Here is a 23,301-nt window from a genome sequence, read left to right as displayed (position 1 = left end):
CGGCCGAGGATACAGGGAAGCCCTGCCGGAAGCGCCTCCTCCGGGTGTGACGCGCGACACGTGCCGCCTCGTGGTCTCGCCGGGGTGCACCCAGCCCCCCGCGGGCAGGGGGGAATGCCCCCGGCGGTTCCGGGTGGTGCCGCCATGGCTGCCGGACGCCCCGGATCCGTACGTTCTGTGAGGTCAGCCCGCCGGTCCGAACTCCCCGGAGACCACATGCGCCAGGCCACCACCCCGCTCGCGGAACGCGCCGCGGGCAGCGATTTCGCGCCGCTCCTGCGCCTGGTCCGGGAGGAAGGACTCCTCGACCGGCGCAGGGGCAGGTACGCGCTCACCATCGCCGCCGACCTGCTCGCACTCGCCGCCACGGCCGTCGGCACCGCGCTCGCGGGGGACACCTGGTGGGCCGTCCTGCTGGCCGTGCCCGCCGCCGTCTTCTGCGCCCGGATCGCCTTCGTCGGCCACGACAGCGGGCACGCGCAGATAGCCGCCACCCGGCGCGCCAACCGCGTACTCGGCCTCCTGCACGCGAACCTCCTGCTGGGCATGAGCTATGCCTGGTGGAACGACAAGCACATCCGTCACCACGCCAACCCCAACCACATCGACAAGGATCCGGACGTCGGCGTCGGCGCGCTCGTGTGGACGCAGCGACAGGCTGCGCAGCGGCGGGGGTTCACCCGCTGGCTCACCCGCCACCAGGCCCGGCTCTTCTTCCCCATGCTCCTGCTCGAAGGCATCGCCCTGAAGGTTTCGAGTGTGCGTGACCTCAAAAGGCAGGAAGCACGCGATCGGCGGATCGAAGCGGCACTCCTCACCTTCCATGCGGTGGGCTACGCGACACTCCTGCTGTCCGCACTGTCACCCGGCAAGGCGCTGGTCTTCGCGCTGGTCCACCACGCGCTGTTCGGCCTCCATCTCGGGATGGTCTTCGCGCCCAACCACAAGGGGATGGACATGCCGGACCCGGACGGGGAGCGCTGGGGGCATCTGCGCCGCCAGGTCGTCACCTCGCGGAACGTGCGGGGCGGCGCGCTGACCGACTGGTTCATGGGCGGACTGAACTATCAGATCGAGCACCACCTCTTCCCCAGCATGCCCAGGCCCCACCTGCGGCTCGCCCGGCCCCTCGTCCGCGCGCACTGCCGCGCGGTCGGGCTGCCCTACACCGAGACCGGACTGGTCGATTCCTACCGGCAGGCGCTGGGCCACATGCACGAGGTCGGTGCCCCGCTCCGGACCGGGTGAGGAACCGAACGGAACCCCGGGGCGTTCTCCAGGACAAGCGGCAGCCGTCGCGAAGGAGGCACGGACATGAGCAACAGGGCCAAGGTCGCCGTCGCCGGTGTGGTGGCGGGAGTGATCCTGCTGTGGCTGCACCCCTGGGTGGGCCTGCTGGTGCTGCTGGCGGTGCCGGCCGCCGCCTATCTGCTGCTGGACCCCGCACAGCGCAAGAGGCTCCGCAGGGTGTCCCGCAAGCAACTGGGGCGCTAGCCGGTGAAGGCCGGGGCGAGGGCGGCGGTCATGGCGAGCCGGGGGCTCCCGGAGCCGTCCGCCGGGACGGTCCACAGGTCGGAGCCGTAGTCCCCGGGCAGGGAGTAGACGAGGGTGTGCCCGTCCCGCCAGACCGCCTGGTCGTCGACGTTCCGGCGTTCGGCCGTGGCACTCTCGCGCAAGGTGCGCAGATCCAGGACGTACAACCGCCAGGGCGCGTCGGAGGAGGCGCCCTCGACGCGCTTCTTATAGGCGATACGCGTTCCGTCGGGTGAGAGGGAGGGGCACTCGACGTTGGTGTGCAGGGTGCGCAGCGTCCGGTCGGAGCGGTCGCCGCGTACGAGATAGGTCCGCCCGCCGGTGGCGACGGTCGCGTAGAACCGGGTGTCGTCGGCGAAGGTGACACCCCAGACGTTGAGATCGGATGCCCGGTGGAGGCGGCCGTCCAGGAAGAACCGGTACTCCTCGAGGTCGCGGTCCAGGCTCCAGGCGCGGATGTCGAGCACGGAGGTGCGGGTGGAGAAGGCCGTGCCCGCGTAGGAGTCGCCGCTGACGAAGACCGTCCAGGCCACGCTCCGGCCGCTCGGGGATACCCGGGCCCGGGTGGGGATGCCCGCCAGATCGTAGTGGCGCAGTTCGCGCAGGTGCGCGTCGAGCACCACGGCGCGGTAGCTGTCGCGGAGCCTGCCGTGCACCGCTTGGAGGCAGATGCCGGTGCCCGCGGCCGCGTGGAAACGCAGGCAGCGCACTCCGGAGGAGGTGCGCTGCCCGGCCGGGTCGTCCGCGGAGACCGTGGAGATCTCGTCGCGGTGCGGGCCCCAGGCCATGTTGCGGAAGACGCTGAGCCCCGGAGCGTCCAGGGCGACCTTCCCGGCGCGTACGCGCGGTCCGCCCGGTTGCGCGCGGTCCTTCTCGGCCGACCGTCCGGCGGCGTGCAAGGTGGCGCCCACGGCGACACCGCCCAGGATCAGTACGGCGGCGAGCAGGGCCAGGATGCGGTTCTTGCGGTTCAACGGACAGGCTCCGGTAGGGCGTCGGGCGAAGGGCGCAGCAGCAGGGCGCTGACGGCGACGGAGACGGTGAGACCGGTCGCCGCCGCGCCCAGCGCCACGTGGTCGCCCCAGGTGGTCCAGGCCACCCCGAAGGCGATCGAACACGCGAAACGGGCGGCCGCCTGACCTGTCTGGACCACCGCGAGCCCCGTGCCGCGGATCGACGCGGGCACGGCGTCGGCGGTGACGGCGGCCAGCACTCCGTCGGTCGCCGCGTAGAAGCTCCCGTGCAGCGCGAGCACGACGAAGGCGAGCGTCGTCGAGTCGCCGAGCGGGGCGACCAGCAGGCCGTACGCGGTGAGCAGTGCCAGGTGACCGCAGAGGAACAGCCTGCGGCGGCCCACCCGGTCGGCGATGGCCCCGAAGGGCACGGCCAGCAGGAGGAACGCCGCGGCTGTTCCCAGCGGCAGCAGCGGGAACCACGTCTCGGAGAGATCCAGGCGCCGCTGGAGGGTGAGGTAGAGGAACGAGTCGCTGACGGTCGTCAGCCCCAGCAACGCGGCACAGCAGGTGAGCCGGCGCACCGACGGCCGACGCAGAACGGCCCGTAGGGGCGCGCGGCCGACGGCTGGTTCGGCCGGCGCGGGAGCGGCCCGGTGCCCCGGGACGAACAGCAGGAGCACGAGGACGCCCAGCGCCGCGATGCAGCCGCTGACGGTGAAGACGGCGTCGTAGCCGTCGGCCGCCGCCCGCAGGATCACGAAGGCGAGGAGCGGGCCGAGCAGGGCCCCGGCGGTATCCATCGCGCGGTGCACGCCGAACGCCCGCCCCCGGGTGCCCGGTTCGCAGGCCAGGGAGATCATGGCGTCGCGTGGCGCGGTGCGCAGCCCCTTACCCGTACGGTCCGCCGCGAGAACCGCGCCGATCAGCGGCACACTGTGCGCCACCAGCAGGAGGGGCTTGCAGAAGGCGGAAAGGCCGTAGCCGACCGCGGCGACCGCCTTGTGGCTCCCGCCGCCCCGGTCGGAGACCCTGCCGCCGATGAGCCGTACGAGCGCGCTGACGCCGTTGTAGACGCCGTCCAGGAGGCCGAAGCCGAGCGGGGACAGGCCGAGCCCCGCGACGAGGTAGAGCGGCAGGACGGCGGTGACCATCTCCGAGGAGATGTCGGTGATCAGGCTGACGCTGCCCAGAGCGAGCACGGCTCCGGGCACCAGTGCGGCCCGCCGGCCGGGGAGGGAGTGCCGGCCGGCGGTTCCGGAAGGCTCCGGGGTGGTGCGGCTGTCCGCGAGATACACGGTCAGTTGTTCCAGATGCCGGTGATGTCCTTGCCGTCCGCGGCGTTGCCGGCGTGCGAGGTGCCGTACATGTCCTCGACCGTGCGCAGGAGGTCGTAGTGGTTGTAGGTGACGTCGGAGGTCGAACCGGCCTGCACGGGCTGTCCGTAGAGGACCGTCGGGATGCGGTTGCCGCTCAGCCGGTTGTCCTCGTCGAAGGTGATCAGCAGCAGGCTGTTGTGGGTCTTGGCCCAGTCGGCATAGCTCTTGAGGTTCTTCTGCAGCCAGGTGTCACCGGTGCCCACGGAGCAGTCGTGCATGTCGTTGCACAGATTCGGGACGACGAAGGAGACCGTCGGCAGCTTGCCGAAGTCGCCGGGGAAGGCCGTCATGGTGTGCGCCGTGCTGGTGGGGACGTTGTCGAAGCCGAACCAGGGGTTGTGCTTCTGGGCGTACTTGCCGCTCTTGCACGTGGTCGAACCCTCGGCCGGCAGGGACTCGTTGTAGCTGGCCCAGGTCTTGCCCGTGGCCAGGAGCTCGGAGGCGAGGTTCGGCGCGTCGCTGAATCCGGGGGTGACACAGCTGTCGTCGGTGACGCCCTGGGTGTCCCCGGAGAACAGCGCGTAGTAGTTCGGCTGGCTGGGGTGAGTCTCGGCGTACGAAGCGGTCAGGCTGGCGCCCCCGGAGACCAGGGAGTTGATGTACGGGGCGCTGGAGCTGCCGATGACCTGGTCGTAGGCGTGGTTCTCGAAGACGACGACCACGACGTGGTCCGGCGTGGGCACCGCCGTCGCGGCCGAGGAGTCCGTGGCCCACAGTCCGAGGGACGCGGCGGCGAGTCCGAAGGCTGTGGTCAGGGCGGCGGGGAAGGCGCGGGGCGCGGGACTGGCTGGCTGCGGCGGGCACGGGTCCTCCGTACGGGGTGGGAGTCAGCGCACAGGCGAAGTGGACGTGTGGAATCGGGGGGTGGGGCCTGCGGGTTCGCTGGCAGCGTAGAGCGTTGAGAATGACATGTACACGCCTTCCAGGTGACGGGGGCGGGAACAGTGGCCGAGCGGAGCGCGACCCGTGACTGTCAGTGCCGGCGGTTAGAGTCGGATCGTCGACGTCGCGCGTGAACGGGGCGCGGCAGCGGGGTGGCCACAAGGGGGAACGAATGATGTCGGGAACGGTCAAGGCCGTGTGCCGCGGCGCGGAGCACGAGTTCAGCAAGCCCGTACGGGAGAGCATCGTGCTGCTGGAGGGGCTGGGTGTGGAGGGGGACGCCCACTTGGGGGTGACGGTGCAACACCGTTCGCGAGTCGCTCGGGATCCCGGCCGGCCCAACCTCCGTCAGGTCCACCTGATCCACGAGGAGTTGTTCGACGAGGTCGGTGAGGCGGGCTTCACGGTGCGGGCCGGGGAGCTGGGGGAGAATGTCACCACGAGCGGCATCGACCTGCTCGGACTGCCGCGTGGGACGCGGCTGCGCCTCGGTGACCGGGCCGTCGTGGGGGTGACCGGACTGCGCAATCCCTGCCTCCAGATCGAGGCGTTCCAGAAGGGGCTGCTCAAGCAGGTCGCCGGCCGCGACGAGCACGGCGCGGTGGTCCGCAAGGGAGGCGTCATGGGCATTGTCCTGACCGGTGGCGAGGTCAGACCCGGCGACTCCATACGCGCCGAACTTCCGCCCGAGCCGCACCTTCCGCTGGAACGCGTCTAGGCCGCCCCGGAGCTGGGCGGCGCGCTCGGGTGGGTCAGGCGGCGGGCAGGCCCAGCAGCGACCGGGCCACGTGCTGCGGTGTCTGGCCGTGCTCGCGGGCCAGCGCGATGACCGCACGGCAGGCGAGCTCGTTCACGCCGAAGCAGAGTGCCTCCGGTGAGACCCAGCGGGCGGCCTCCGCGCTGGTCTCGTGATCGTCCTCGGCACAGGCCGCCACATAGGTCGCCGCCGCCTCGAAGAGGTTGCTCCGGCGCCCCGTGGACGGCGGCGGCACAGGCGGCTGCCAGGCCACTTCGATGCGCTTGCGGAGCCTGTCGAACACGTCGATCACCTGCCCCCGTGAGCCGAATGCCCTGCGGTCGTTCAAGTGTGCCCGGCGTCCGTAGAGTTGAACCTCCGACGAACGAAGGGGTAACCGCCGAGTGAAGCGTTTCGACTGGCTCAGGGAGATCCGGCGGCTGGACCCGGAGAAGGACTTCCTGCGGATCTACCGGATCACCGCCACCCTCGAGTTCCCCTGGGACATGACCCGCGCCCTTGAGCTCGCGCTCTACCGGACGTACGCCGTGCCCAGCATCGGCAGCCTCCTCGCCGCGACCGGAGAGTTCCCCGACCGCACGCAGAAGCGCTACGACGACACGGCGCTGTTGCTGGACGCGGTCGTCGAGCACGGCTTCGACCACGAGAGCGGCCGGTCGGCGATCCGCCGTATCAATCAGATGCACCGCGGTTACGACATCAGCAATGACGACATGCGGTACGTCCTCAGCACCTTCGTCGTCGTCCCCGCGAGGTGGATCGACATGTACGGCTGGCGTCGCCTCTCCGAGCACGAACGGCACGCGCTCGCCACGTACTACCGCACCCTCGGCGAGCACATGGGCATCCAGGACATCCCCCGGTCGTACGCCGGCTTCCAGCGCTTCCTCGACGAATACGAAGACGCCCACTTCGGCTGGGACGAAGGCGGGCGGAGAGTCGCGGACGCCACCCTCGATCTGATGGCGTCCTGGTATCCGCGTGCCTTCGCCCCGCTGGTGCGCGGGGCGGGCAGGGCCCTCCTGGACGACCCGCTGCTGCGCGCGTTCCGCTACGAACAGCCGCACCCTGCCGCCCGTGCGCTGGCGCACGGCGCTCTGCGCGCCCGGGCGAAGGCCATCCGGCTGCTGCCGCCACGCCGGACTCCTCACTACGTCCGCCAGAACCCCGAGATCAAGGGCTATCCGAACGGCTACGACATCGCGGCACTCGGCACATTCCCCGCCCGCGGGGCCGGTGCGAACGCCCCCACCTGCCCGGTCCCTCATGGACGCCCGCGCCCGGACGCCGCGGCGCAGTGAGCCGACAACCTCCCGCCGCGGGGGTTTACCGGACTCGCCGGAGATATCGGTGTGTTCGATGAGCAGAAGGCGTGCGGCAGGCGGAAGTCGGGACACGAGGGCGCGTGTACCGCGTCCTCCTTGCCGAGGCGAACCTCGACCCGGACCCGCCACGGACGGAGCAGCGGCATCGCGGCCTGCGCGGAGGAGTTCGTGCGGGGCGGTGGCTTCGCGGAGACGCTGGAACGGGTCGGTCCCGGCTGGCGGGCGATGACGCGGTGGGCCGACCCGACGGCCCTGCACCGTACGGCGGTCGGGCTGGTCCGCGGCACCGGCCCGACGATGCGCCACTGGCTGATGAGCCCGACCGTTCCGCGCACCTACCTGATGGGGGAGCGCAGGCGGTGAACTCCAGGACCGTGCCGGACTGGTCGCCTCCGGCGTGGCCGTGGTGCCCGTGGCCGACGCCGGGCACCACATCATGTTCGACACCCCAGCCGCTTTCGCCGCCGCGATCACCGAGCAGCCCGCCCCGGCCTCGTGACTCCGGGCTGCCCGCCCTCTCCCGGGCGGGCAGTCGCCGCCGAACGGGCCGCCCTCAGACCGCGTCGGCGAGGATCAGTCCGTGACCGAGGCCAGGGCCACGACCTTGTCGATCCGGACGCGGACCACCAGCTCGCCGGGGACGCCGTTCCGTGCCCCGTACTCCTCGGCGCGTTCGTCGCCCATATAGCGCCCGGCGATTCTGGTCGCCCACGCGCGCACCTCATCGAGGTCGTCACTCAACTCGGCGCGCCCTTGGACGGTGACGAACGAGAACGGGGGCCGGTCGTCGTCCACACAGAGCGCGATCCGGTTGTCGCGGGCGAGATTGCGGCCCTTGACCGTATCCGCGCCGGTGTTGAAGACCAGGTCGTCACCATCGAGCACAAACCAGATGGGCGCGATGTGCGGGCTTCCGTCGGCGCGTACCGTCGAAAGCTTTCCGGTGCGCGTTCCCATGGAAAGAAAGGCGCGCCACTCGTCCTTGTTCATTTTCTCTGCCATGTCCCCATCCTGTGCCAACTGGCGCACAGACGCGTGCCGACAGGCCGGGCGGGTTGCCGACAGCGCGCGGGTGAGCAAGGCTGGCACGGCAGTTACGGGGAACGGCGGAACGGGGAGGCGGGACATGGCACTCAGCAAGGGACTCGACTGGATGCTGAACGACCTGACCGAGCGCGTCGAGCAGATACGCCACGCGCTGGTGCTCTCCAACGACGGATTGGTGACGGGCGCCAGCGCGAGCCTCGAAAGAGAGGACGCCGAGCACCTGGCCGCGGTCGCCTCGGGGCTGCACAGCCTCGCCAAGGGCACGGGTCGGCAATTCCGGGCCGGCGGAGTACGGCAGACGATGGTCGAATTCGACGAGGGTGTCCTCTTCGTGACGGCCGCGGGCGAAGGCAGCTGCCTCTGTGTCCTGGGCGGACCCGACGCCGATATCGGCCATGTCGCCTATGAAATGACCCTCTTGGTCAACCGGGTCGGCGAGCACTTGAGCGTGGAGGCGCGGCAACAGGGCGCGCCCCGTGGGGACACCGACCGCGAGCTCTGACCGGAGTTATCCACAGGGTGAACGCGCTGTCGTCTCCCACCGCTACAGTCGTTACTGTCAGTGATCGACCTGTAGCGGGGAGGATGTCATGACGGTGCAGCAGTGCCATGAGCCGGGCACGGCGGTGGCCGGGGTTCCGTTCGGGAGAGCGGCCCGGGAGCTGGAGCTCAAGCCACGCGAGTTCGAACTCGCCGTGCAACTGGGGCATGTACGGACGGTCGCGGCGGGGCCCGGCGGGCGTCGGAGAGTCCCACGCGAGGAGATCGAGAGGCATACGGCCCGGCCCGGGTTCCCCGATACGCTCCGCACCCGGGTGTGGGTGGTCGGCACCGCCGAGGGAGCCGAGCTGATGGGCATCAGCCCGGCCCGGTTCGGCCGCCTCGCGAGAGCCGGCTGCTTCGCGCCCGTGAGGTTCTACGTCAACAGGTACCGTGCGGTGGTCTGGCACTATCTCGCGGCCGATCTCGTGGAGTTCGCCGACGCCAGCCCCGACCTGCTCACCGGTCGCACTCCTCCCGCGCTGCGCACCGCCCTGGCGGAGAGAGAGGACAGGCGGGCCCGGACCTGGCGCGCCCGGCGGATCGACCAACTACTGGCCCTGGCCGAGGACCCGTGGGAGCGGGCCGCGGTCATGGCATCGGTGCTCGGCCCCGAGCAGTTGGCCGATGCCGTCCCCGACCCCTGCGAACGCGCCTATGTGAGCGCGCTGCGCCCGGAGCTCGCCTATGGGCGGTCGAATGCCCCGGCCGGGCGCGAGGTCATCGACAGGGTGACCCTGGCGGCCGCGCCGGACGAGATCGAGCGGTATCGGCGCAGGCTCACCGTCGCGCTGGCCGAAGCTCGTGTGATCCGGCAGGCGCCGATGCCCAAGGGGCCACCGGTCGCCGGTTCGCAGGTCGTTCCCGCCCTGATGGCAGGAGAGCCGATGGCTGCCACGTCGGGGGCGCCCACGACGGGGACCGGTGGATCACCGGGTGTGCGTCAGGCGACACCGTCGGGGTTCCGTGCGCTCTGGAGCTGGCTGCGCCGCAGGAGAGCGCCGCTCGCCCGCGACTGAAGCCGCTCTCACGGCACCTTGCGGAACAGCCCCTCCTGCATCACGGACACCAGAAGTCTGCCTTCGCGGTCGAAGATCTGGCCGCGCGCCAGGCCCCTGGCGCCCGTCGCGATGGGCGACTCCTGTTGGTAGAGGAACCACTCGTCGGCACGGATGGGCCGGTGGAACCACATCGCGTGATCCAGGGACGCCAGGTCGAAACCGCGCGGACCCCACAGCGGTTCCACCGGGATGCGCACCGCGTCGAGGAGCGTCATGTCGCTGGCGTAGGTGAGGGCACAGGTGTGCACCAGCGGATCGTCACCGAGCGGCCCCAGGGCGCGCATCCACACCGCGCTGCGCGGTTCCGCGCCGGCCAGTTCCTGCGCCGTCCAGCGCAGCCGGTCCACGTAACGGATGTCGAAGGCGAGCCGGCGCTCCATGTGCCGCAGAGCGTTCGGCAGCTCTCCGCCGAGGTGCTCGCGGATCTCGTCCGCGAGCCGCGGCAGTTCATCCGGGCCCGGCACGTCGGGCACCGCCACCTGGTGCTCGAAGCCCGGCTCGGGCTGATGGAAGGAAGCGGTGAGATTGAAGATCGTTCGCCCCTGCTGGACGGCCACCACCCGCCGCGTGGTGAAGGACCGCCCGTCGCGGACCCGCTCCACCTGGTACACGATCGGCACGCCCGGCCGTCCCGGGCGCAGGAAGTACGCGTGCAGCGAGTGGACCGGGCGGCCACCGTCGGTGGTCCGCCCGGCCGCGACCAGCGCCTGGCCGGCGACCTGTCCGCCGAAGACCCGCTGGAGGGACTCGTCCGGGCTGCGGCCCCGGAAGATGTTCAGATCGATCTGCTCCAGGTCGAGCAGACCCACCAGACGGTCGGTCGGACTGGCCATCGGTACTCCTCTGCTGGTGCGGCGCCGCGCGCGGGCGGCGCCTCGGAGGCTACAGCTGGCCCACGTCCATGACGCGCACCACCGCGCGGCCTTCCTCGTCGGAAGCCGCGAGATCCACCTCGGCGGAGATGCCCCAGTCGTGGTCGCCGTTCGGGTCGGCGAAGGTCTGCCGGACCCGCCACAGACCGTCCTCCGGCTTCTCCTCGATGCGCAGCAGCTTCGGCCCGCGGGCGTCGGGGCCGGTGCCCAGCTCCTCGTACTCGTCCCAGTACGCGTCCATGGCCTCGGCCCAGCGGTCCTCGTCCCACCCGGCCTCGGCGTCCATCTCGCCGAGCTCGCCGACCTTGTCGAGCGCGGCGAGCTCGACCCGGCGGAACAGCGCGTTACGCACCAGCACCCGGAAGGCGCGGGCGTTCGAGGTGACGGGCTTGACCTGGTCGGCGCGCTCCCGTGCCTCCTCCGCCGTCTCCTCCTCGGGGTTGGCCAGCTGCTCCCACTCGTCCAGCAGGCTGGAGTCGACCTGCCGGACCATTTCACCGAGCCAGGCGATCAGGTCCTCGAAGTCGTCGGACTTCAGGTCGTCGGGAACGGTGTGGTCCAGCGCCTTGTACGCCCCGGCGAGGTAGCGCAGCACGATGCCCTCGGTCCGCGCGAGGTCGTAGAAGGAGGTGAACTCCGTGAAGGTCATGGCCCGCTCGTACATATCGCGGATGACCGACTTCGGGGACAGCGGGTGGTCGCCGACCCAGGGGTGGCTCTTGCGGTAGAGGCCGTAGGCGTGGGTGAGCAGCTCCTCCAGCGGCTTGGGGTAGGTGACGTCCATGAGGCGCTCCATGCGGTCCTCGTACTCGACGCCGTCCGCCTTCATCGCCGCCACGGCCTCGCCCCGTGCCTTGTTCTGCTGGGCGGCCAGGATCTGCCGTGGGTCGTCCAGCGTCGACTCGACCACCGAGACCATGTCCAGCGCATAGGACGGGGACTCCGGGTCCAGGAGCTCGAAGGAGGCGAGCGCGAAGGTCGAGAGCGGCTGGTTGAGCGCGAAGTCGGACTGGAGGTCGACCGTCAGCCGTACGATCCGGCCCTCGGCGTCGGGCTTGTCGAGCTGCTCCACCACACCGCCGTCGAGCAGCGAGCGGTAGATGGCGATGGCGCGGCGGATGTGCCGCAGCTGGTTCCGGCGCGGCTCGTGGTTGTCCTCCAGCAGACGGCGCATCGCCTCGAAGGCGTTGCCCGGGCGCGCGATGACCGCCAGCAGCATCGCGTGGGTGACCCGGAAGCGGGAGGTGAGCTGCTCGGGCTCGGAGGCGATGAGCTTCTCGAAGGTGTTCTCGCCCCAGTTGACGAAGCCCTCGGGAGCCTTCTTGCGGACCACCTTGCGGCGCTTCTTGGGGTCGTCGCCCGCCTTCGCCAGCGCCTTCTCGTTCTCCACGACGTGCTCGGGCGCCTGGGCGACGACGAAGCCCGCCGTGTCGAACCCGGCCCGGCCGGCCCGGCCGGCGATCTGGTGGAACTCCCGGGCGCGCAGCGTCCGCACTCGCTGGCCGTCGTACTTGGTGAGGGCGGTGAACAGCACCGTACGGATCGGCACGTTGACGCCGACGCCCAGCGTGTCCGTACCGCAGATGACCTTCAGCAGGCCCGCCTGCGCCAGCCGCTCCACGAGCCGGCGGTACTTGGGCAGCATGCCGGCGTGGTGGACGCCGATGCCGTGGCGCACATAGCGCGAGAGGTTCCGGCCGAACTTGGTGGTGAAGCGGAAATTGCCGATCAGCTTGGCGATCTCCTCCTTCTCCTCGCGCGAGCACATGTTGATGCTCATCAGCGCCTGCGCCCGCTCCACGGCGGCGGCCTGGGTGAAGTGGACGATGTAGACCGGCGCCTGATGCGTCTGCAGCAGTTCGGTCAGGGTCTCGGTCAGCGGCGTCGCGCGGTATTCGTAGGAGAGGGGGACGGGCCGGGTCGCCGACCGGACCACGGCGGTGGGCCGGCCCGTGCGTCGGGTGAGATCCCCCTCGAATTTGGAGACGTCACCCAGCGTCGCCGACATCAGGACGAACTGCGCCTGCGGCAGTTCGAGCAGCGGGATCTGCCAGGCCCAGCCCCGGTCGGGTTCCGCGTAGAAGTGGAACTCGTCCATGACGACCTGGCCGATGTCGGCGTCCTTGCCGTCCCGCAGCGCGATGGAGGCGAGGACCTCGGCCGTGCAGCAGATGATGGGCGCGTCGGCGTTGACCGACGCGTCACCCGTGAGCATGCCGACGTTCTCCGTGCCGAAGATCTTGCACAGGTCGAAGAACTTCTCCGAGACCAGCGCCTTGATGGGCGCGGTGTAGAACGTCACCTGGTCGTTGGCGAGCGCGGTGAAGTGCGCTCCGGCCGCGACGAGGCTCTTCCCCGAGCCAGTCGGCGTCGAGAGGATCACGTTCGCTCCGGAGACAACCTCGATCAGTGCCTCCTCCTGCGCGGGGTACAGCGTGATACCCCGCTCCTCGGCCCAGGTCGAAAAAGCTTCGAAGAGGGCATCGGGGTCGGCATGGCTCGGCATCTGATCGATAAGGGTCACCCCTCCATACTGCCTGGCCCCGGGCCGTATCAGAGAACCGGGCGGCCGGATGAAGATCATCGGACGCTACGCTGAGTCGCCGACCTGGCGTCAGGAATGCACGACGTCGGCCAACAAAAGGGGTGAAACGACCATGATGGGACCGGCGCACTCGCTCTCGGGCGCCGCCGCCTGGCTGGGGGTGGGGGCCGCGGTCGCCGCCGCGGGCCACCCGATGCCGTGGCCGGTGCTGATCGTCGGTGCCCTGATCTGCGCCGGCGCGGCACTCGCGCCCGACCTCGACCACAAGTCGGCGACGATATCGCGAGCCTTCGGGCCGATATCCCGCTCACTGTGCGAGATCATCGACAAGCTCTCGCACGCCGTCTACAAGGCCACCCGAGGCCACGGCGATCCGCGGCGCAACGGCGGCCACCGCACCCTCACCCACACCTGGCTGTGGGCGGTCCTGATAGGGGTCGGCGCTTCGGTGCTCGCGATGACCGGTGGTCGCTGGGCGGTGCTCGGCATCCTCTTCGTCCACCTCGTGCTCGCCGTCGAGGGGCTCCTGTGGCGGATGGCCAGGACGTCCAGTGATGTCCTGGTGTGGCTGCTCGGCGCCACCAGCGCCTGGATACTCGCCGGCGTCCTGAACCAGCCGGGCAACGGCTCCCACTGGCTGTTCGACGACCCGGGCCAGGAGTACATGTGGCTCGGCCTGCCCATCATCCTCGGGGCGCTCGTGCACGACATCGGTGACGCGCTCACCGTCTCCGGCTGCCCGATCCTGTGGCCCATCCCGATCGGCCGCAAGCGCTGGTATCCGGTGGGCCCGCCGAAGGCCCTGCGCTTCCGGGCGGGCAGCTGGGTGGAGCTGAAGGTCCTGACGCCGGTGTTCATCCTGCTCGGAGGGGCGGGCGGGCTCGGAGCCCTGGATATCATCTGATCCCCAGGGCCCCGGCCCACCACCGGCCTACCGGTGCCAGGAGCGCCACAGCGCCGCGTACGCCCCGTCCGCCGCGACCAGCTCATCGTGACTGCCCAGCTCGGTGATGCGGCCCTCTTCCGCGACCGCGATCACATCCGCGTCATGGGCCGTGTGCAGCCGGTGCGCGATCGCCACGACCGTACGTCCCTCCAGGACCCTCGCCAGTGAGCGCTCCAGGTGCCGGGCCGCCCGCGGATCCAGCAGCGATGTCGCCTCGTCCAGCACCAGCGTGTGCGGGTCGGCGAGGACGAGCCGCGCCAGTGCGATCTGCTGGGCCTGGGCAGGGGTGAGCGACAGCGCACCGGACCCGACCTCCGTGTCGAGACCCCGCTCAAGGGCTCGCACCCAGGCATCCGCGTCCACGGCGCCGAGAGCGGTCCAGAGCTCGTCGTCATCGGCGGTCGTTCGGGCGAGCAGCAGATTGTCGCGCAGGGAGCCCACGAAGACGTGATGCTCCTGATTCACCAGGGCCACATGCCGCCGCACCCGCTCCACGGGCATCCGGGCCAGCTCGGCGCCGCCGAGCGTCACCGCGCCGGAGCGCGGGGCGTAGATGCCCGCCAGCAGCCGCCCAAGCGTCGACTTGCCCGCGCCGGACGGCCCGACGAGGGCCACCCGGCTCCCCGGCCTGACCTCCAGCGACACCCCATGCAGCACATCGCTGCCCGCGCGATAGCCGAACCTGACCTCGTCGGCCCGTACGTTCCGGCCCTTCGGTTCCGTGCCCTCGACCCCGTCGTCGGGCTCGATCTCGCGGACCCCCACCAGCCGAGCCAGCGAGACCTGAGCGACCTGGAGCTCGTCGTACCAGCGCAGGATCAGCCCGACCGGTTCGATGAGCATCTGCGCGAAGAGCGCGCCCGTCGTCAGCTGACCGACCGAGACCCACCCCTGGAGGACGAAGGCGCCACCGATGATCAGCACCGCACCGAACACCAGCGTGTGCGTCACGTTGATCACCGGGAACAGCACCGAGCGCAGCCACAGGGTGTAGCGCTCCCACTGGGTCCACTCCGAGATCCGCCGGTCGGACAGCGCGACCCGGCGCGCGCCCAGCCGGTGGGCCTCGACGGTCCGCCCCGCGTCCACCGTCTCCGTCAGGGACGCCGCCACCGCGGCATACCCCGCGGCCTCGGACCGATAGGCACTCGGCGCCCGCTTGAAGTACCAGCGGCAGCCGACCACCAGCACCGGCAGCGCCACCAGTACGCACAGCGCCAGCGGCGGCGCCGTCAGCGTCAGGGCGCCCAGGAGCAGCGCCACCCATACGAAGCCGATGGCCAGTTGCGGCACGGCCTCGCGCATGGCGTTCGCCAGCCGGTCGATGTCCGTGGTGATACGGGAAAGCAGGTCGCCCGTGCCCGCCCGCTCCAGGACGCCTGGAGGCAGTGCCACCGACCGCACGAGGAAGTCCTCGCGCAGATCCGCCAGCATCTCCTCGCCGAGCACCGCCCCACGCAGCCGCACCAGCCGTACGAACAGGGTCTGTGCGGCCAGGGCGACCGCGAACAGCGAGATCGTGCGCCCCAGATGGAGGTCACGCGCCCCCGCCGACAGGTCCTCGACCAAGCCGCCGAGCAGATACGGGCCGACCACGGACGCGGTCACGGCCAGCGCGTTCACCGTCACCAGCAGGGCGAAGGCCCTCCGGTGCCGGCGGAACAGCCCGCGGACGTAGGCCCGTACGGTCGCCGGTGCGGCCACGGGCAAGGTGGTCGCCGACTCCGGTGCCGCCGGGTCGTAGGCCGGTGGCGCCACGCCGATCATGCCGACTCCTCGATGGGCTCGATCTCCTTGAGCTCGGTGAGCTCCGATTCCAGTTCCGCGGCTCCCCCTGTCTTCTCCTTGTCGGTCTCCGCGTCCGACTCCCGTGTGACGACAGCGCGATAAACGGGATGACGCAGCAGCTCACGGTGCGTTCCTTCGGCCGCGACAGCGCCTTGCTGCACGAACACCACGCGGTCGGCCCGGTCGAGCAGCAGCGGACTGGAGGAGAACACCACGGTGGTGCGGCCCTTTCGCAGAGCCTTCACCCCGTCCGCGACCCGCGCCTCCGTATGCGAGTCCACGGCGGAGGTCGGCTCGTCGAGCACCAGCACCTGCGGATCGGTCACCAGCGACCGCGCCAGTGCCAGCCGCTGGCGCTGCCCTCCCGAGAGCGAACGGCCGCGCTCGGTGATCCGGGTCCGCATCGGATCACCGGAGTCGTCCGCCGACGCCTGTGCCAGCGCGGTCAGCACATCACCGCACTGCGCGGCGGCCAGAGCCGCCTCGGTGCCCACGGCCCCCGAAGCGGGCACGTCCAGCAGCTCCGCGAGTGTCCCCGAAAGCAGCACCGGATCCTTGTCCTGGACGAGCACCGTGGCGCGGGCCGTGTCCAGTGGGAGCTCATCCAGTGCCACACCGCCGAGCCGGGCCGAGGCCACTCCGGTGGTGTCGCCCGGCGCATGCCCGCCCAGCCGGTCGGCCAGCCTTCCTGCGGCGTCCGGGTCACCGCACACCACCGCGGTCAGCCGGCCGGCAGGCGCGAGCACACCGCTCGCCGGATCGTGGAGATCGCCTGACGGTGCCGGCCCGCGGTCCACGTGGTCCGCCGCCGGTACGGTGCGCCGGAGCGCGAGCACCCTGGCCGCGCGCGCCGCGGACGGACGGGAGAAGGAGTACGCCATGGCGATCTCCTCGAACTGGCGCAGCGGGAAGAGCAGGAAGGTGACCATGCCGTAGACGGTGACCAGTTCGCCGACGCCGATGCGCCCGTCCTGGACCAGCCCGACGCCGTACCAGACCACTGCGATCAGCAGCAGCCCCGGCAGGGCCACCTGCACCGCGGCGATCAGCGCCCACATCCGGGCGCTGTACACGGCAGCCTTGCGGACCTCCTGCGACGCCCGCCGATAGCGGGCCAGGAACAGCTCCTCGCCGCCGATGCCCCGCAGCACACGCAGCCCGGCCACTGTGTCCGAGGCCAACTCCGTCGCCCGGCCCGCCTTCTCGCGCTGCTCGTCCGCACGCTTCGTCGCACGGGGCAGCAGCGGCAGCACGGCCAGCACCAGCACAGGCACGCCGATCGCCACCACGACACCCAGCGCGGGCTGGTAGATCACCAGGGCCACACACACTGCCACGGTGGTGAACGCGGCCGAGGCGAAGCGCGACAGTGCCTCCACGAACCAGCCGATCTTCTCCACATCACCGGTCGAGACGGCGACCACTTCACCCGCCGCGACACGCCGGGTCAAAGTGGCTCCCAACTCGGCTGTCTTGCGTGCCAGAAGCTGCTGCACCCGGGCCGCCGCCGTGATCCAGTTGGTGACGGCAGTACGGTGCAGCATCGTGTCGCCCAGGGCGATGAGGATGCCGAGCAGCACCATCAGGCCACCCGCCAGCACCAGCCGTATGCCCGACCGGTCGACGACTGCCTGTACGGCGACGCCCATGGTCACCGGCAGCAGGGCCACGGACACCATGTGCAGGGTGCCCCACAGCATGGCCTTGACCTGACCCACCAGTTGGTTCCGCCCCAGCCACAGCAGCAGATGAGGTCCGGACCGGACGTCGGGCCGGCCGGGGTCGGGATAGGGGAGATCGCGAATCTGCATGTCATCCCGGGTTCGAGTGAAGGGTGGGAATACTGAAAGGTTCGCGCCACCGGGATGCTGGGTTCAACTGGTTTTCCCGCAGCGACGACACATGAGGCCAAAGGGGCTCTGGCGCGCCGCTCCACGACGCGCTTCACTCCTGCCCCATGAGACGACTGCTTCTCGCGCTGTGCGCCGCGGCCATCGGGCTGTCGCTGGGCGTGACCCCGGCGACGGCCGCGGGCCCGCGGACCGAGTTCGGCACCGACTGGCACGACCCGGTCACCGCCGCCCCGCCGATAGCCACCCCGGACACCCGGTCCTGCAAGGTGACCGTCGCCGACACGGAATTCCGCGACTACACGCCCTACAAGAACACATACACGCCGCCCAAGGGCTGTGGTGACCACTGGAGCAAGGTGGTCCTACGGCTCGAAGGGGCCGTCGCCGGAAGGCAATTCGATCGCCTGGGCTATCTGCACATCGGCGGTGTCGAGGTCTTGCGCACCTCCACACCCGAGCCGTCACCCCAGGGCATCGCCTGGAACGTGGAGAAGGACGTCACCCGCTATGCCGCCACGCTGCGGAACGAGCAGCCTGTCGAGATGCTCATCGGCAACACCGTGGACGGCACGTACACCGGCGTCATCAAGGTCAAGGTCACGTTGACCTTCTATGCCGCCGAAGGGCCGGGGAAGGCCGCGTCCACTCCGGACAAGGTCCTCAGCCTCGACGGGGCGCACAGCGTGGGATCGGCCTACGAGGGTCAGCTGACCACGCCGCGCAACAGCGAGCGGATCGTGGCCGAGGTCTACGCGACGGGCTCGGGTGGCGGTTGCGAGGAGTTCTGGTACCTCACCGTGCCCGACTCCACGCCGTACTCGTGCAAGGCCAAGGACGGTCCCTATCGGGAGGTCCAGGTCGCGGTGGACGGCCGCCTGGCGGGCATCGCCGCGCCGTTCCCGACGGTGTGGACCGGAGGCTGGTCCAACCCCTTCCTGTGGTATGTGATTCCGGGCCCGCGCGCTTTCGACGTGCGACCTGTCGAGTACGACCTCACGCCCTTCGCCGGGCAGCTGAACGACGGCAAGCCGCACCGGGTCACGGTCTCCGTGGCGGGACTGCCCGACGGGCAGAGCGGCTGGAGCACGCCCACCAACATCCTCGTCTGGCAGGACGCCAAGTCGGCCGTGGTCACCGGCGCGTTGACCACCCACGACGCGGGGGACCCCCGCAACACCACCGCCTACGAGCCCGGTGCTGAGCGGCATTTGCGAGCCGACGGTGGGCACTCCCTGACCGTTGCCGGATACCTCGACACCTCGCATGGCCGTGTGGCGACGACCGTCACACGGAACCTCACAGGTCACTCAGACCACCGCTGGAACGAGAGCGAGACGACGGACGCGCTCCAGGCGCGTTGGAACGACGACGAGATGATCACGACAGCCGGGCACGGACCCGCCACCACGACCCGGACCCACCGGACCTACACCATGGACGGGGCGACGACGGTCTCGACCGGAGACCGTCTGCGCACGGTCATGGCGATGGGGGACCGGGCGGACAGCGTCACCCTGCGTGCAGGCAAACGTCTCACCTGGTCGAGTTTCGACGACACCTATAAGGGTGATGCCGCGTACAACCAGAACGTATCGCGCGACCAGCGGCACGCGACCGGCGTTTCGCGTGAGCGGTACCGCCTCGAAGGCCCCGGCGGTTGCTACGACCGGACGCTGGCGACGGCCCAGGGCCATCTGACGGAGGACCGGCAGCGCTGCTGACCGGCGCGGTCGAGCGGGACCCCGGGGAACGCTGCCCCGAGGTCCCGCCTTCCGGCGGGCAGCGGCGTCAGCAGTGCTGGTCCGGGCCGTTCAGCAACTCGGCCAGCAGGCCGCCGAGCAGTTCACGCCGCTCGGCGGAGAGCGGGGCGAGGGTGTCCTCGACGGCGGTCCGCCGGGCTTCACGCAGAGCGCGCAGGGTGGAGCGACCGTGATCGGTGAGCTCGATCCGGATGACCCGCCGGTTGGACGGATCCGGGACCCGGCGCACGGAACCGTGCTCCTCCAGGGCGTCGACCAACGTGGTCACGGCGCGCGGCACGACCTCGAGCCGCTGGGCGAGATCAGCCATACGCGGCGGCTCCTCGCAGTGCGCGACGGTGCGCAGCAGGCGGGCCTGAGCGGGCGTGATGCCAACCGGTCCCAGATAGAGCCTCTGCGCCCGGTGGAGCCTGCGGGTGAGACGCAGCAGCTGTTCGGCGAGCTGGGCGGACGAATCGGAAGCGGTCATGATCAGAGATTACAGGACTCAGTGCATTGTGAGTATAGGTAACAATGAGCTATGCTCGCTGGTGATCGGATCTCCATCGCCGGCTTCGCCGGCCTTGCGAGCCTCGCCGGCATCGTGGGCCGGTAGGTTGCCGGTCTCGTTCGCACCTCTCTCGCACACCCTTCGTGATCAGAGAATCAGGAGCCCATGCGTCACGACCAACCTGACTGGACACCCCCGCCCGCAGACCCCGAGCAACCCGCGCAAGTGCGCAGGATCCTCGGGCTCTTCCGTCCCTACCGCGGCAGACTCGCCCTCGTCGGGCTCCTCGTCGCCGCCTCCTCACTGGTGTCGGTCGCCTCGCCCTTCCTGCTGCGCGAGGTGCTCGACGTAGCCATCCCGCAAGGCCGTACGGGCCTTCTCAGCCTGCTGGCGCTCGGCATGATCGCGGCCGCGGTCGTGAACGGCATCTTCGGCGTGTCGCAGACGCTGATCTCCACCACGGTCGGCCAGCGGGTGATGCACGACCTGCGCACCGCGGTCTACGACCGGCTCCAGCGCATGCCCCTCGCCTTCTTCACCCGGACCCGCACGGGTGAGGTGCAGTCCCGCATCGCCAACGACATCGGCGGCATGCAGGCCACGGTGACCTCGACCGCTACCTCGCTGGTCTCCAATCTCACCAGTGTCGTCGCCACGGTGGTGGCGATGCTGGCCCTGGACTGGCGGCTCACGGTCGTCTCCCTGCTGCTCCTGCCGGTCTTCGTATGGATCAGCCGTCGCGTCGGCCGCGAGCGCAAGAAGATCACCTCTCAGCGGCAGAAGCAGATGGCCGCCATGGCGGCCATGGTCACCGAGTCGCTGTCGGTGAGCGGCATCCTCCTCGGCCGTACCATGGGCCGCTCCGACTCCCTCACCCACGCGTTCTCCCAGGAATCCGAACGACTCGTCGGGCTCGAGGTCCGCGCGAACATGGCCGGGCGCTGGAGGATGTCCACCATCGGCGTGGTCATGGCGGCCATGCCCGCTCTCGTCTACTGGGCGGCCGGTATCGCGCTGCAAGCAGGCGGCCCCGGCATTTCCCTCGGCACCCTCGTCGCCTTCGTCTCGCTCCAGCAGGCCCTTTTCCGGCCGGCGATCAGCCTGCTGACCACGGGCGTGCAGATGCAGACCTCCCTCGCTCTCTTCCAGCGGATCTTCGAATACCTCGACCTGCCGGTGGACATCGCCGAGCCGGAAGAGCCGGTGCGGCTGGAGAAGGTGAGCGGTGAAGTCCGCTTCGAGGACGTCACGTTCTCCTACGAGGCGCAGGGTTCCGGAGAGCCGCCGAGACAAGCGCTCAGCGGCATCGACCTGGAGGTTCCGGCCGGTGGCAGCCTGGCCGTCGTCGGCCCGACCGGCTCGGGCAAGAGCACCCTCAGCTATCTGGTGCCGCGGCTGTACGACGTCATCGGCGGCCGGGTGCTTCTGGACGGGGTCGACGTCCGTGACCTCGATTTCGATACGCTCGCCCGCGCGGTCGGAGTGGTCTCGCAGGAGACGTATCTCTTTCATGCCTCGGTCGCCGACAATCTTCGGTTCGCCAAACCGGATGCCACGGACGAGGAGATGGTGGAGGCAGCCAAGGCCGCGCAGATCCACGAGCACATCGCTTCCCTGCCCGACGGCTATGACACCCTCGTCGGTGAGCGCGGCTACCGCTTCTCCGGAGGCGAGAAGCAGCGGCTGGCCATCGCCCGCACGATTCTCCGCGATCCGCCCGTCCTCATCCTTGATGAAGCGACCAGTGCCCTGGACACTCGCACGGAGCACGCGGTGCAGCAAGCCATCGATGCCCTTTCCGCAGGCCGCACGACGATCACCATCGCGCACCGGCTCTCCACCGTCCGCGACGCCCATCAAATCGTCGTGCTCGACAGGGGACGCATCGCCGAGCGCGGCACCCATGAGGAACTCCTCGCGGACGACGGCCACTACGCCGCCCTTGTGCGCCGTGACGCCCACCTCGCGGCGAGCGTCTGAGGGAGAGGGGCCGGACAGCCAGGGTCGGGGAGAAGCCACATCGGACGGGTGTGCGAGGCGAAGGGGCAGGGGATTCAATGGATCATGACGCAATCCGAGTCCCTGCCTGTCGATGGTGGCGGAGCCGCCGGCCCTCCGAATCCGGTGAAGGCGGCAGGCTTCCGCTCCCGGTCCTCTGTCCGCCAGCTCGCTGCGGCATCGGTCGGCAACGCCGCCGAATGGTACGACTGGTACGCCTATTCGTTCCTCGCGACCTACTTCGCAGACCAGATCTTCCCCAAGGGCTCAGGAAACTCCCTGGTGCCCCTGCTGTCCAGCTTCGCCGTCTTCGCTGTCGGCTTCTTCATGCGTCCGGTCGGAGGTCTCCTGATGGGGGCCGTCGCCGACCGCCGAGGCCGACGGGCCGCGCTGACCGTCACCATTCTGCTCATGGGCGGCGGCAGCTTGCTGGTGGCACTCACGCCCACCTATGCCTCCGTGGGTGTCCTCGCGCCGGTGGTGCTCGTCATTGCCCGCTTGGTCCAAGGGCTCTCCGTGGGAGGGGAATTCGCGGCCTCGACGACCTTCCTCATCGAATCGGCCGGTCCCGGCCGAAGGGGGCTGTTCTCCAGCTTCCAGTACGTGTCCACGACATTCGGACAGCTCCTCGCGTCCGGCAGCGCGGCCTTCCTGGCCCACCTCCTCACGGATGAGCAGATGGGCGACTGGGGCTGGCGCGTTCCCTTTCTTTTCGGAGCCCTCATCAGCCTCGTCGGATTCTGGATCCGGCAGGGAGCACACGAGACACATGAGGTGGTGCGAGAGGCAGCCGCGCGACCGTCGCTGTTCGAAGGCATGCGCCGCTACCCCCGCCAGTCACTCCTGATTTGCGGGATCACGGCGGGCGGCACCCTCGCCTACTACACCTGGACCACCTACCTGCCGACATACGCCCAGGTCAACGCCAATATCAGCAAAGGCGACGCATTGCTCGCGGGGACGATCTCCCTGGCCTTCTTCGCCGTACTCCAGCCGCTCGGCGGCATGTTGTCGGACCACATCGGGCGCAAGCCCCTGCTGATCGGCTTCGCAGTGGGATTCGCCGCCCTCGCGGTGCCGCTGCTGCACGCGATCGACGGATCCTTCACCTCGCTGCTGCTGGTGCAGTGCGCCGGGATGGTACTGCTTACGGGATACACCTCCGTGGCGGCGGCTGTGAACGCCGAGGTGTTCCCCGCCCGCGTACGGGCCGCTGGAATCGGCTTCCCCTATTCCCTGACGGTCGCGCTCTTCGGCGGCACCGCGCCTTATGTCGGCACCTGGTTCAAGCAGTCGGGTCACCCGAGTGCCTTCCCCTGGTACGTCGCGGCGCTCTGCGTGGTCTCGGCCTGTGTCTATCTGCTGCTTCCGGAGACCGCGAAACGCCCGCTCGATCGCTGATACGGCACCGGTGTCCGGGGGTTGTGTCCCTGGCATTTGAGATGGGTCGGGCGCCGGGCCGGCCACCGAGGCACAGGCCAGGAGGCGCCGATTGGCGCCCGGCCCCGCCAGGTTTAGTGGTGGGCCCCAAGACCATCAGCGATTCAGGGCACGGCTCCGACGACCACGTAC

Annotated in this window: 21 protein-coding genes; 11 read left to right on the top strand and 10 right to left on the bottom strand. The window is 70.1% G+C overall.

The window, feature by feature from the left end:
• The first annotated feature begins 216 nt into the window (after positions 1 to 216).
• The gene (locus ACH427_RS12475; protein WP_398869403.1) at positions 217 to 1,248 is read left to right on the top strand and encodes a fatty acid desaturase family protein; all 1,032 of its coding nucleotides are present in this window, start codon (positions 217 to 219) and stop codon (positions 1,246 to 1,248) included.
• A gap of 66 nt (positions 1,249 to 1,314) precedes the next feature.
• Entirely contained in the window at positions 1,315 to 1,494 is a 180-nt protein-coding gene (locus ACH427_RS12470; protein ID WP_398869402.1) for a hypothetical protein, read from the top strand.
• Here the strand turns inward: ACH427_RS12470 and ACH427_RS12465 are convergent.
• From ACH427_RS12465 to ACH427_RS12455, 3 genes are read right to left on the bottom strand one after another with little or no spacing between them, the layout of a single operon-like run.
• Positions 1,491 to 2,507 (bottom strand): TolB family protein, encoded by a 1,017-nt coding sequence (locus tag ACH427_RS12465; RefSeq protein ID WP_398869401.1) that lies wholly within the window; start codon positions 2,505 to 2,507, stop codon positions 1,491 to 1,493. The two genes, ACH427_RS12470 and ACH427_RS12465, sit on opposite strands and share 4 nt — an antisense overlap.
• A complete protein-coding gene (locus tag ACH427_RS12460) occupies positions 2,504 to 3,784 on the bottom strand; it encodes an MFS transporter (RefSeq protein ID WP_398869400.1) in 1,281 nt (426 codons plus the stop codon). Before ACH427_RS12460 ends, ACH427_RS12465 begins: the two co-directional genes overlap by 4 nt.
• 2 nt (positions 3,785 to 3,786) lie before the next feature.
• Positions 3,787 to 4,620: an alkaline phosphatase family protein gene (locus ACH427_RS12455; RefSeq protein ID WP_398869465.1), complete on the bottom strand. Its 834-nt coding sequence runs from the start codon at positions 4,618 to 4,620 to the stop codon at positions 3,787 to 3,789.
• Positions 4,621 to 4,919: 299 nt separating this feature from the next.
• On the opposite strand from ACH427_RS12455, the gene ACH427_RS12450 reads away from it, so the two are divergent.
• Positions 4,920 to 5,465 carry an MOSC domain-containing protein gene (locus ACH427_RS12450; RefSeq protein ID WP_398869399.1) on the top strand — a complete coding sequence of 182 codons (546 nt, stop codon included), beginning with the start codon at positions 4,920 to 4,922 and terminating at the stop codon, positions 5,463 to 5,465.
• Positions 5,466 to 5,499: 34 nt separating this feature from the next.
• Here ACH427_RS12450 and ACH427_RS12445 read toward each other — a convergent pair whose 3' ends face one another.
• Positions 5,500 to 5,787 carry a hypothetical protein gene (locus ACH427_RS12445; protein ID WP_398869398.1) on the bottom strand — a complete coding sequence of 96 codons (288 nt, stop codon included), beginning with the start codon at positions 5,785 to 5,787 and terminating at the stop codon, positions 5,500 to 5,502.
• Positions 5,788 to 5,887: 100 nt separating this feature from the next.
• Between ACH427_RS12445 and ACH427_RS12440 the strand changes: the two genes are divergently transcribed.
• Together ACH427_RS12440 and ACH427_RS12435 are read left to right on the top strand one after the other, a co-directional pair.
• Complete coding sequence (locus ACH427_RS12440) at positions 5,888 to 6,805, top strand: oxygenase MpaB family protein (RefSeq protein ID WP_398869397.1); 918 nt, start codon at positions 5,888 to 5,890, stop codon at positions 6,803 to 6,805.
• A 120-nt stretch (positions 6,806 to 6,925) separates the two neighbouring features.
• On the top strand, positions 6,926 to 7,192 hold the full coding sequence (locus ACH427_RS12435; RefSeq protein WP_398869396.1) for a hypothetical protein: 267 nt from the start codon (positions 6,926 to 6,928) through the stop codon (positions 7,190 to 7,192).
• Between the two features lie 210 nt (positions 7,193 to 7,402).
• Here the strand turns inward: ACH427_RS12435 and ACH427_RS12430 are convergent, their stop codons facing one another.
• Positions 7,403 to 7,831 (bottom strand): PPOX class F420-dependent oxidoreductase, encoded by a 429-nt coding sequence (locus ACH427_RS12430; RefSeq protein WP_398869394.1) that lies wholly within the window; start codon positions 7,829 to 7,831, stop codon positions 7,403 to 7,405.
• Between the two features lie 124 nt (positions 7,832 to 7,955).
• Here ACH427_RS12430 and ACH427_RS12425 point away from each other — a divergent pair, with 124 nt between their 5' ends.
• Positions 7,956 to 8,378 carry a roadblock/LC7 domain-containing protein gene (locus ACH427_RS12425; RefSeq protein ID WP_398869392.1) on the top strand — a complete coding sequence of 141 codons (423 nt, stop codon included), beginning with the start codon at positions 7,956 to 7,958 and terminating at the stop codon, positions 8,376 to 8,378.
• Between the two features lie 88 nt (positions 8,379 to 8,466).
• On the top strand, positions 8,467 to 9,435 hold the full coding sequence (locus ACH427_RS12420) for a DUF6397 family protein (protein ID WP_398869391.1): 969 nt from the start codon (positions 8,467 to 8,469) through the stop codon (positions 9,433 to 9,435).
• Between the two features lie 8 nt (positions 9,436 to 9,443).
• Here the strand turns inward: ACH427_RS12420 and ACH427_RS12415 are convergent, their stop codons facing one another.
• Together ACH427_RS12415 and ACH427_RS12410 are read right to left on the bottom strand one after the other, a co-directional pair.
• Positions 9,444 to 10,310 carry an acyl-CoA thioesterase gene (locus ACH427_RS12415; protein ID WP_398869390.1) on the bottom strand — a complete coding sequence of 289 codons (867 nt, stop codon included), beginning with the start codon at positions 10,308 to 10,310 and terminating at the stop codon, positions 9,444 to 9,446.
• Between the two features lie 49 nt (positions 10,311 to 10,359).
• Positions 10,360 to 12,933: a DEAD/DEAH box helicase gene (locus tag ACH427_RS12410; protein WP_398869389.1), complete on the bottom strand. Its 2,574-nt coding sequence runs from the start codon at positions 12,931 to 12,933 to the stop codon at positions 10,360 to 10,362.
• A 73-nt stretch (positions 12,934 to 13,006) separates the two neighbouring features.
• Between ACH427_RS12410 and ACH427_RS12405 the strand changes: the two genes are divergently transcribed.
• On the top strand, positions 13,007 to 13,798 hold the full coding sequence (locus tag ACH427_RS12405; protein WP_398869388.1) for a metal-dependent hydrolase: 792 nt from the start codon (positions 13,007 to 13,009) through the stop codon (positions 13,796 to 13,798).
• Between the two features lie 27 nt (positions 13,799 to 13,825).
• Here the strand turns inward: ACH427_RS12405 and ACH427_RS12400 are convergent, their stop codons facing one another.
• Both ACH427_RS12400 and ACH427_RS12395 read right to left on the bottom strand, forming a co-directional pair.
• A complete protein-coding gene (locus ACH427_RS12400; RefSeq protein ID WP_398869387.1) occupies positions 13,826 to 15,607 on the bottom strand; it encodes an ABC transporter ATP-binding protein in 1,782 nt (593 codons plus the stop codon).
• On the bottom strand, positions 15,604 to 17,439 hold the full coding sequence (locus ACH427_RS12395) for an ABC transporter transmembrane domain-containing protein (RefSeq protein ID WP_398869386.1): 1,836 nt from the start codon (positions 17,437 to 17,439) through the stop codon (positions 15,604 to 15,606). Before ACH427_RS12395 ends, ACH427_RS12400 begins: the two co-directional genes overlap by 4 nt.
• A gap of 146 nt (positions 17,440 to 17,585) precedes the next feature.
• On the opposite strand from ACH427_RS12395, the gene ACH427_RS12390 reads away from it, so the two are divergent.
• The gene (locus tag ACH427_RS12390) at positions 17,586 to 19,202 is read left to right on the top strand and encodes a peptide-N4-asparagine amidase (protein WP_398869385.1); all 1,617 of its coding nucleotides are present in this window, start codon (positions 17,586 to 17,588) and stop codon (positions 19,200 to 19,202) included.
• 67 nt (positions 19,203 to 19,269) lie between these two features.
• On the opposite strand, the gene ACH427_RS12385 is transcribed toward ACH427_RS12390, so the two are convergent.
• Entirely contained in the window at positions 19,270 to 19,710 is a 441-nt protein-coding gene (locus ACH427_RS12385; RefSeq protein ID WP_398869384.1) for a MarR family transcriptional regulator, read from the bottom strand.
• 186 nt (positions 19,711 to 19,896) lie between these two features.
• Between ACH427_RS12385 and ACH427_RS12380 the strand changes: the two genes are divergently transcribed.
• Positions 19,897 to 21,711, top strand: a complete 1,815-nt coding sequence (locus tag ACH427_RS12380; protein WP_398869383.1) for an ABC transporter ATP-binding protein — start codon at positions 19,897 to 19,899, stop codon at positions 21,709 to 21,711.
• Positions 21,712 to 21,795: 84 nt separating this feature from the next.
• Positions 21,796 to 23,130, top strand: coding sequence for an MFS transporter (locus ACH427_RS12375; protein ID WP_398869382.1), 1,335 nt, complete (start codon positions 21,796 to 21,798; stop codon positions 23,128 to 23,130).
• The last annotated feature ends 171 nt before the right edge of the window (positions 23,131 to 23,301 follow it).

The organism is Streptomyces sp. NPDC020379 (genome assembly GCF_044387105.1).
Taxonomy (GTDB): domain Bacteria; phylum Actinomycetota; class Actinomycetes; order Streptomycetales; family Streptomycetaceae; genus Streptomyces.
The sequence above is the reverse complement of the archived record's forward strand: the minus strand, read 5'-3'. Positions and strand labels throughout refer to the sequence as shown.

Bases quoted from the DNA above. Each gene is read 5' to 3' on its own strand.
- ACH427_RS12375 (WP_398869382.1), top strand. From the start codon at position 21,796: ATGACGCAATCCGAGTCCCTGCCTGTCGATGGTGGCGGAGCCGCCGGC.
- ACH427_RS12385 (WP_398869384.1), bottom strand. From the start codon at position 19,710: ATGACCGCTTCCGATTCGTCCGCCCAGCTCGCCGAACAGCTGCTGCGT.
- ACH427_RS12450 (WP_398869399.1), top strand. From the start codon at position 4,920: ATGATGTCGGGAACGGTCAAGGCCGTGTGCCGCGGCGCGGAGCACGAG.
- ACH427_RS12400 (WP_398869387.1), bottom strand. From the start codon at position 15,607: ATGATCGGCGTGGCGCCACCGGCCTACGACCCGGCGGCACCGGAGTCG.
- ACH427_RS12395 (WP_398869386.1), bottom strand. From the start codon at position 17,439: ATGCAGATTCGCGATCTCCCCTATCCCGACCCCGGCCGGCCCGACGTC.
- ACH427_RS12425 (WP_398869392.1), top strand. From the start codon at position 7,956: ATGGCACTCAGCAAGGGACTCGACTGGATGCTGAACGACCTGACCGAG.
- ACH427_RS12410 (WP_398869389.1), bottom strand. From the start codon at position 12,933: ATGATCTTCATCCGGCCGCCCGGTTCTCTGATACGGCCCGGGGCCAGG.
- ACH427_RS12380 (WP_398869383.1), top strand. From the start codon at position 19,897: ATGCGTCACGACCAACCTGACTGGACACCCCCGCCCGCAGACCCCGAG.
- ACH427_RS12390 (WP_398869385.1), top strand. From the start codon at position 17,586: ATGAGACGACTGCTTCTCGCGCTGTGCGCCGCGGCCATCGGGCTGTCG.
- ACH427_RS12475 (WP_398869403.1), top strand. From the start codon at position 217: ATGCGCCAGGCCACCACCCCGCTCGCGGAACGCGCCGCGGGCAGCGAT.
- ACH427_RS12470 (WP_398869402.1), top strand. From the start codon at position 1,315: ATGAGCAACAGGGCCAAGGTCGCCGTCGCCGGTGTGGTGGCGGGAGTG.
- ACH427_RS12405 (WP_398869388.1), top strand. From the start codon at position 13,007: ATGATGGGACCGGCGCACTCGCTCTCGGGCGCCGCCGCCTGGCTGGGG.
- ACH427_RS12430 (WP_398869394.1), bottom strand. From the start codon at position 7,831: ATGGCAGAGAAAATGAACAAGGACGAGTGGCGCGCCTTTCTTTCCATG.
- ACH427_RS12420 (WP_398869391.1), top strand. From the start codon at position 8,467: ATGACGGTGCAGCAGTGCCATGAGCCGGGCACGGCGGTGGCCGGGGTT.
- ACH427_RS12415 (WP_398869390.1), bottom strand. From the start codon at position 10,310: ATGGCCAGTCCGACCGACCGTCTGGTGGGTCTGCTCGACCTGGAGCAG.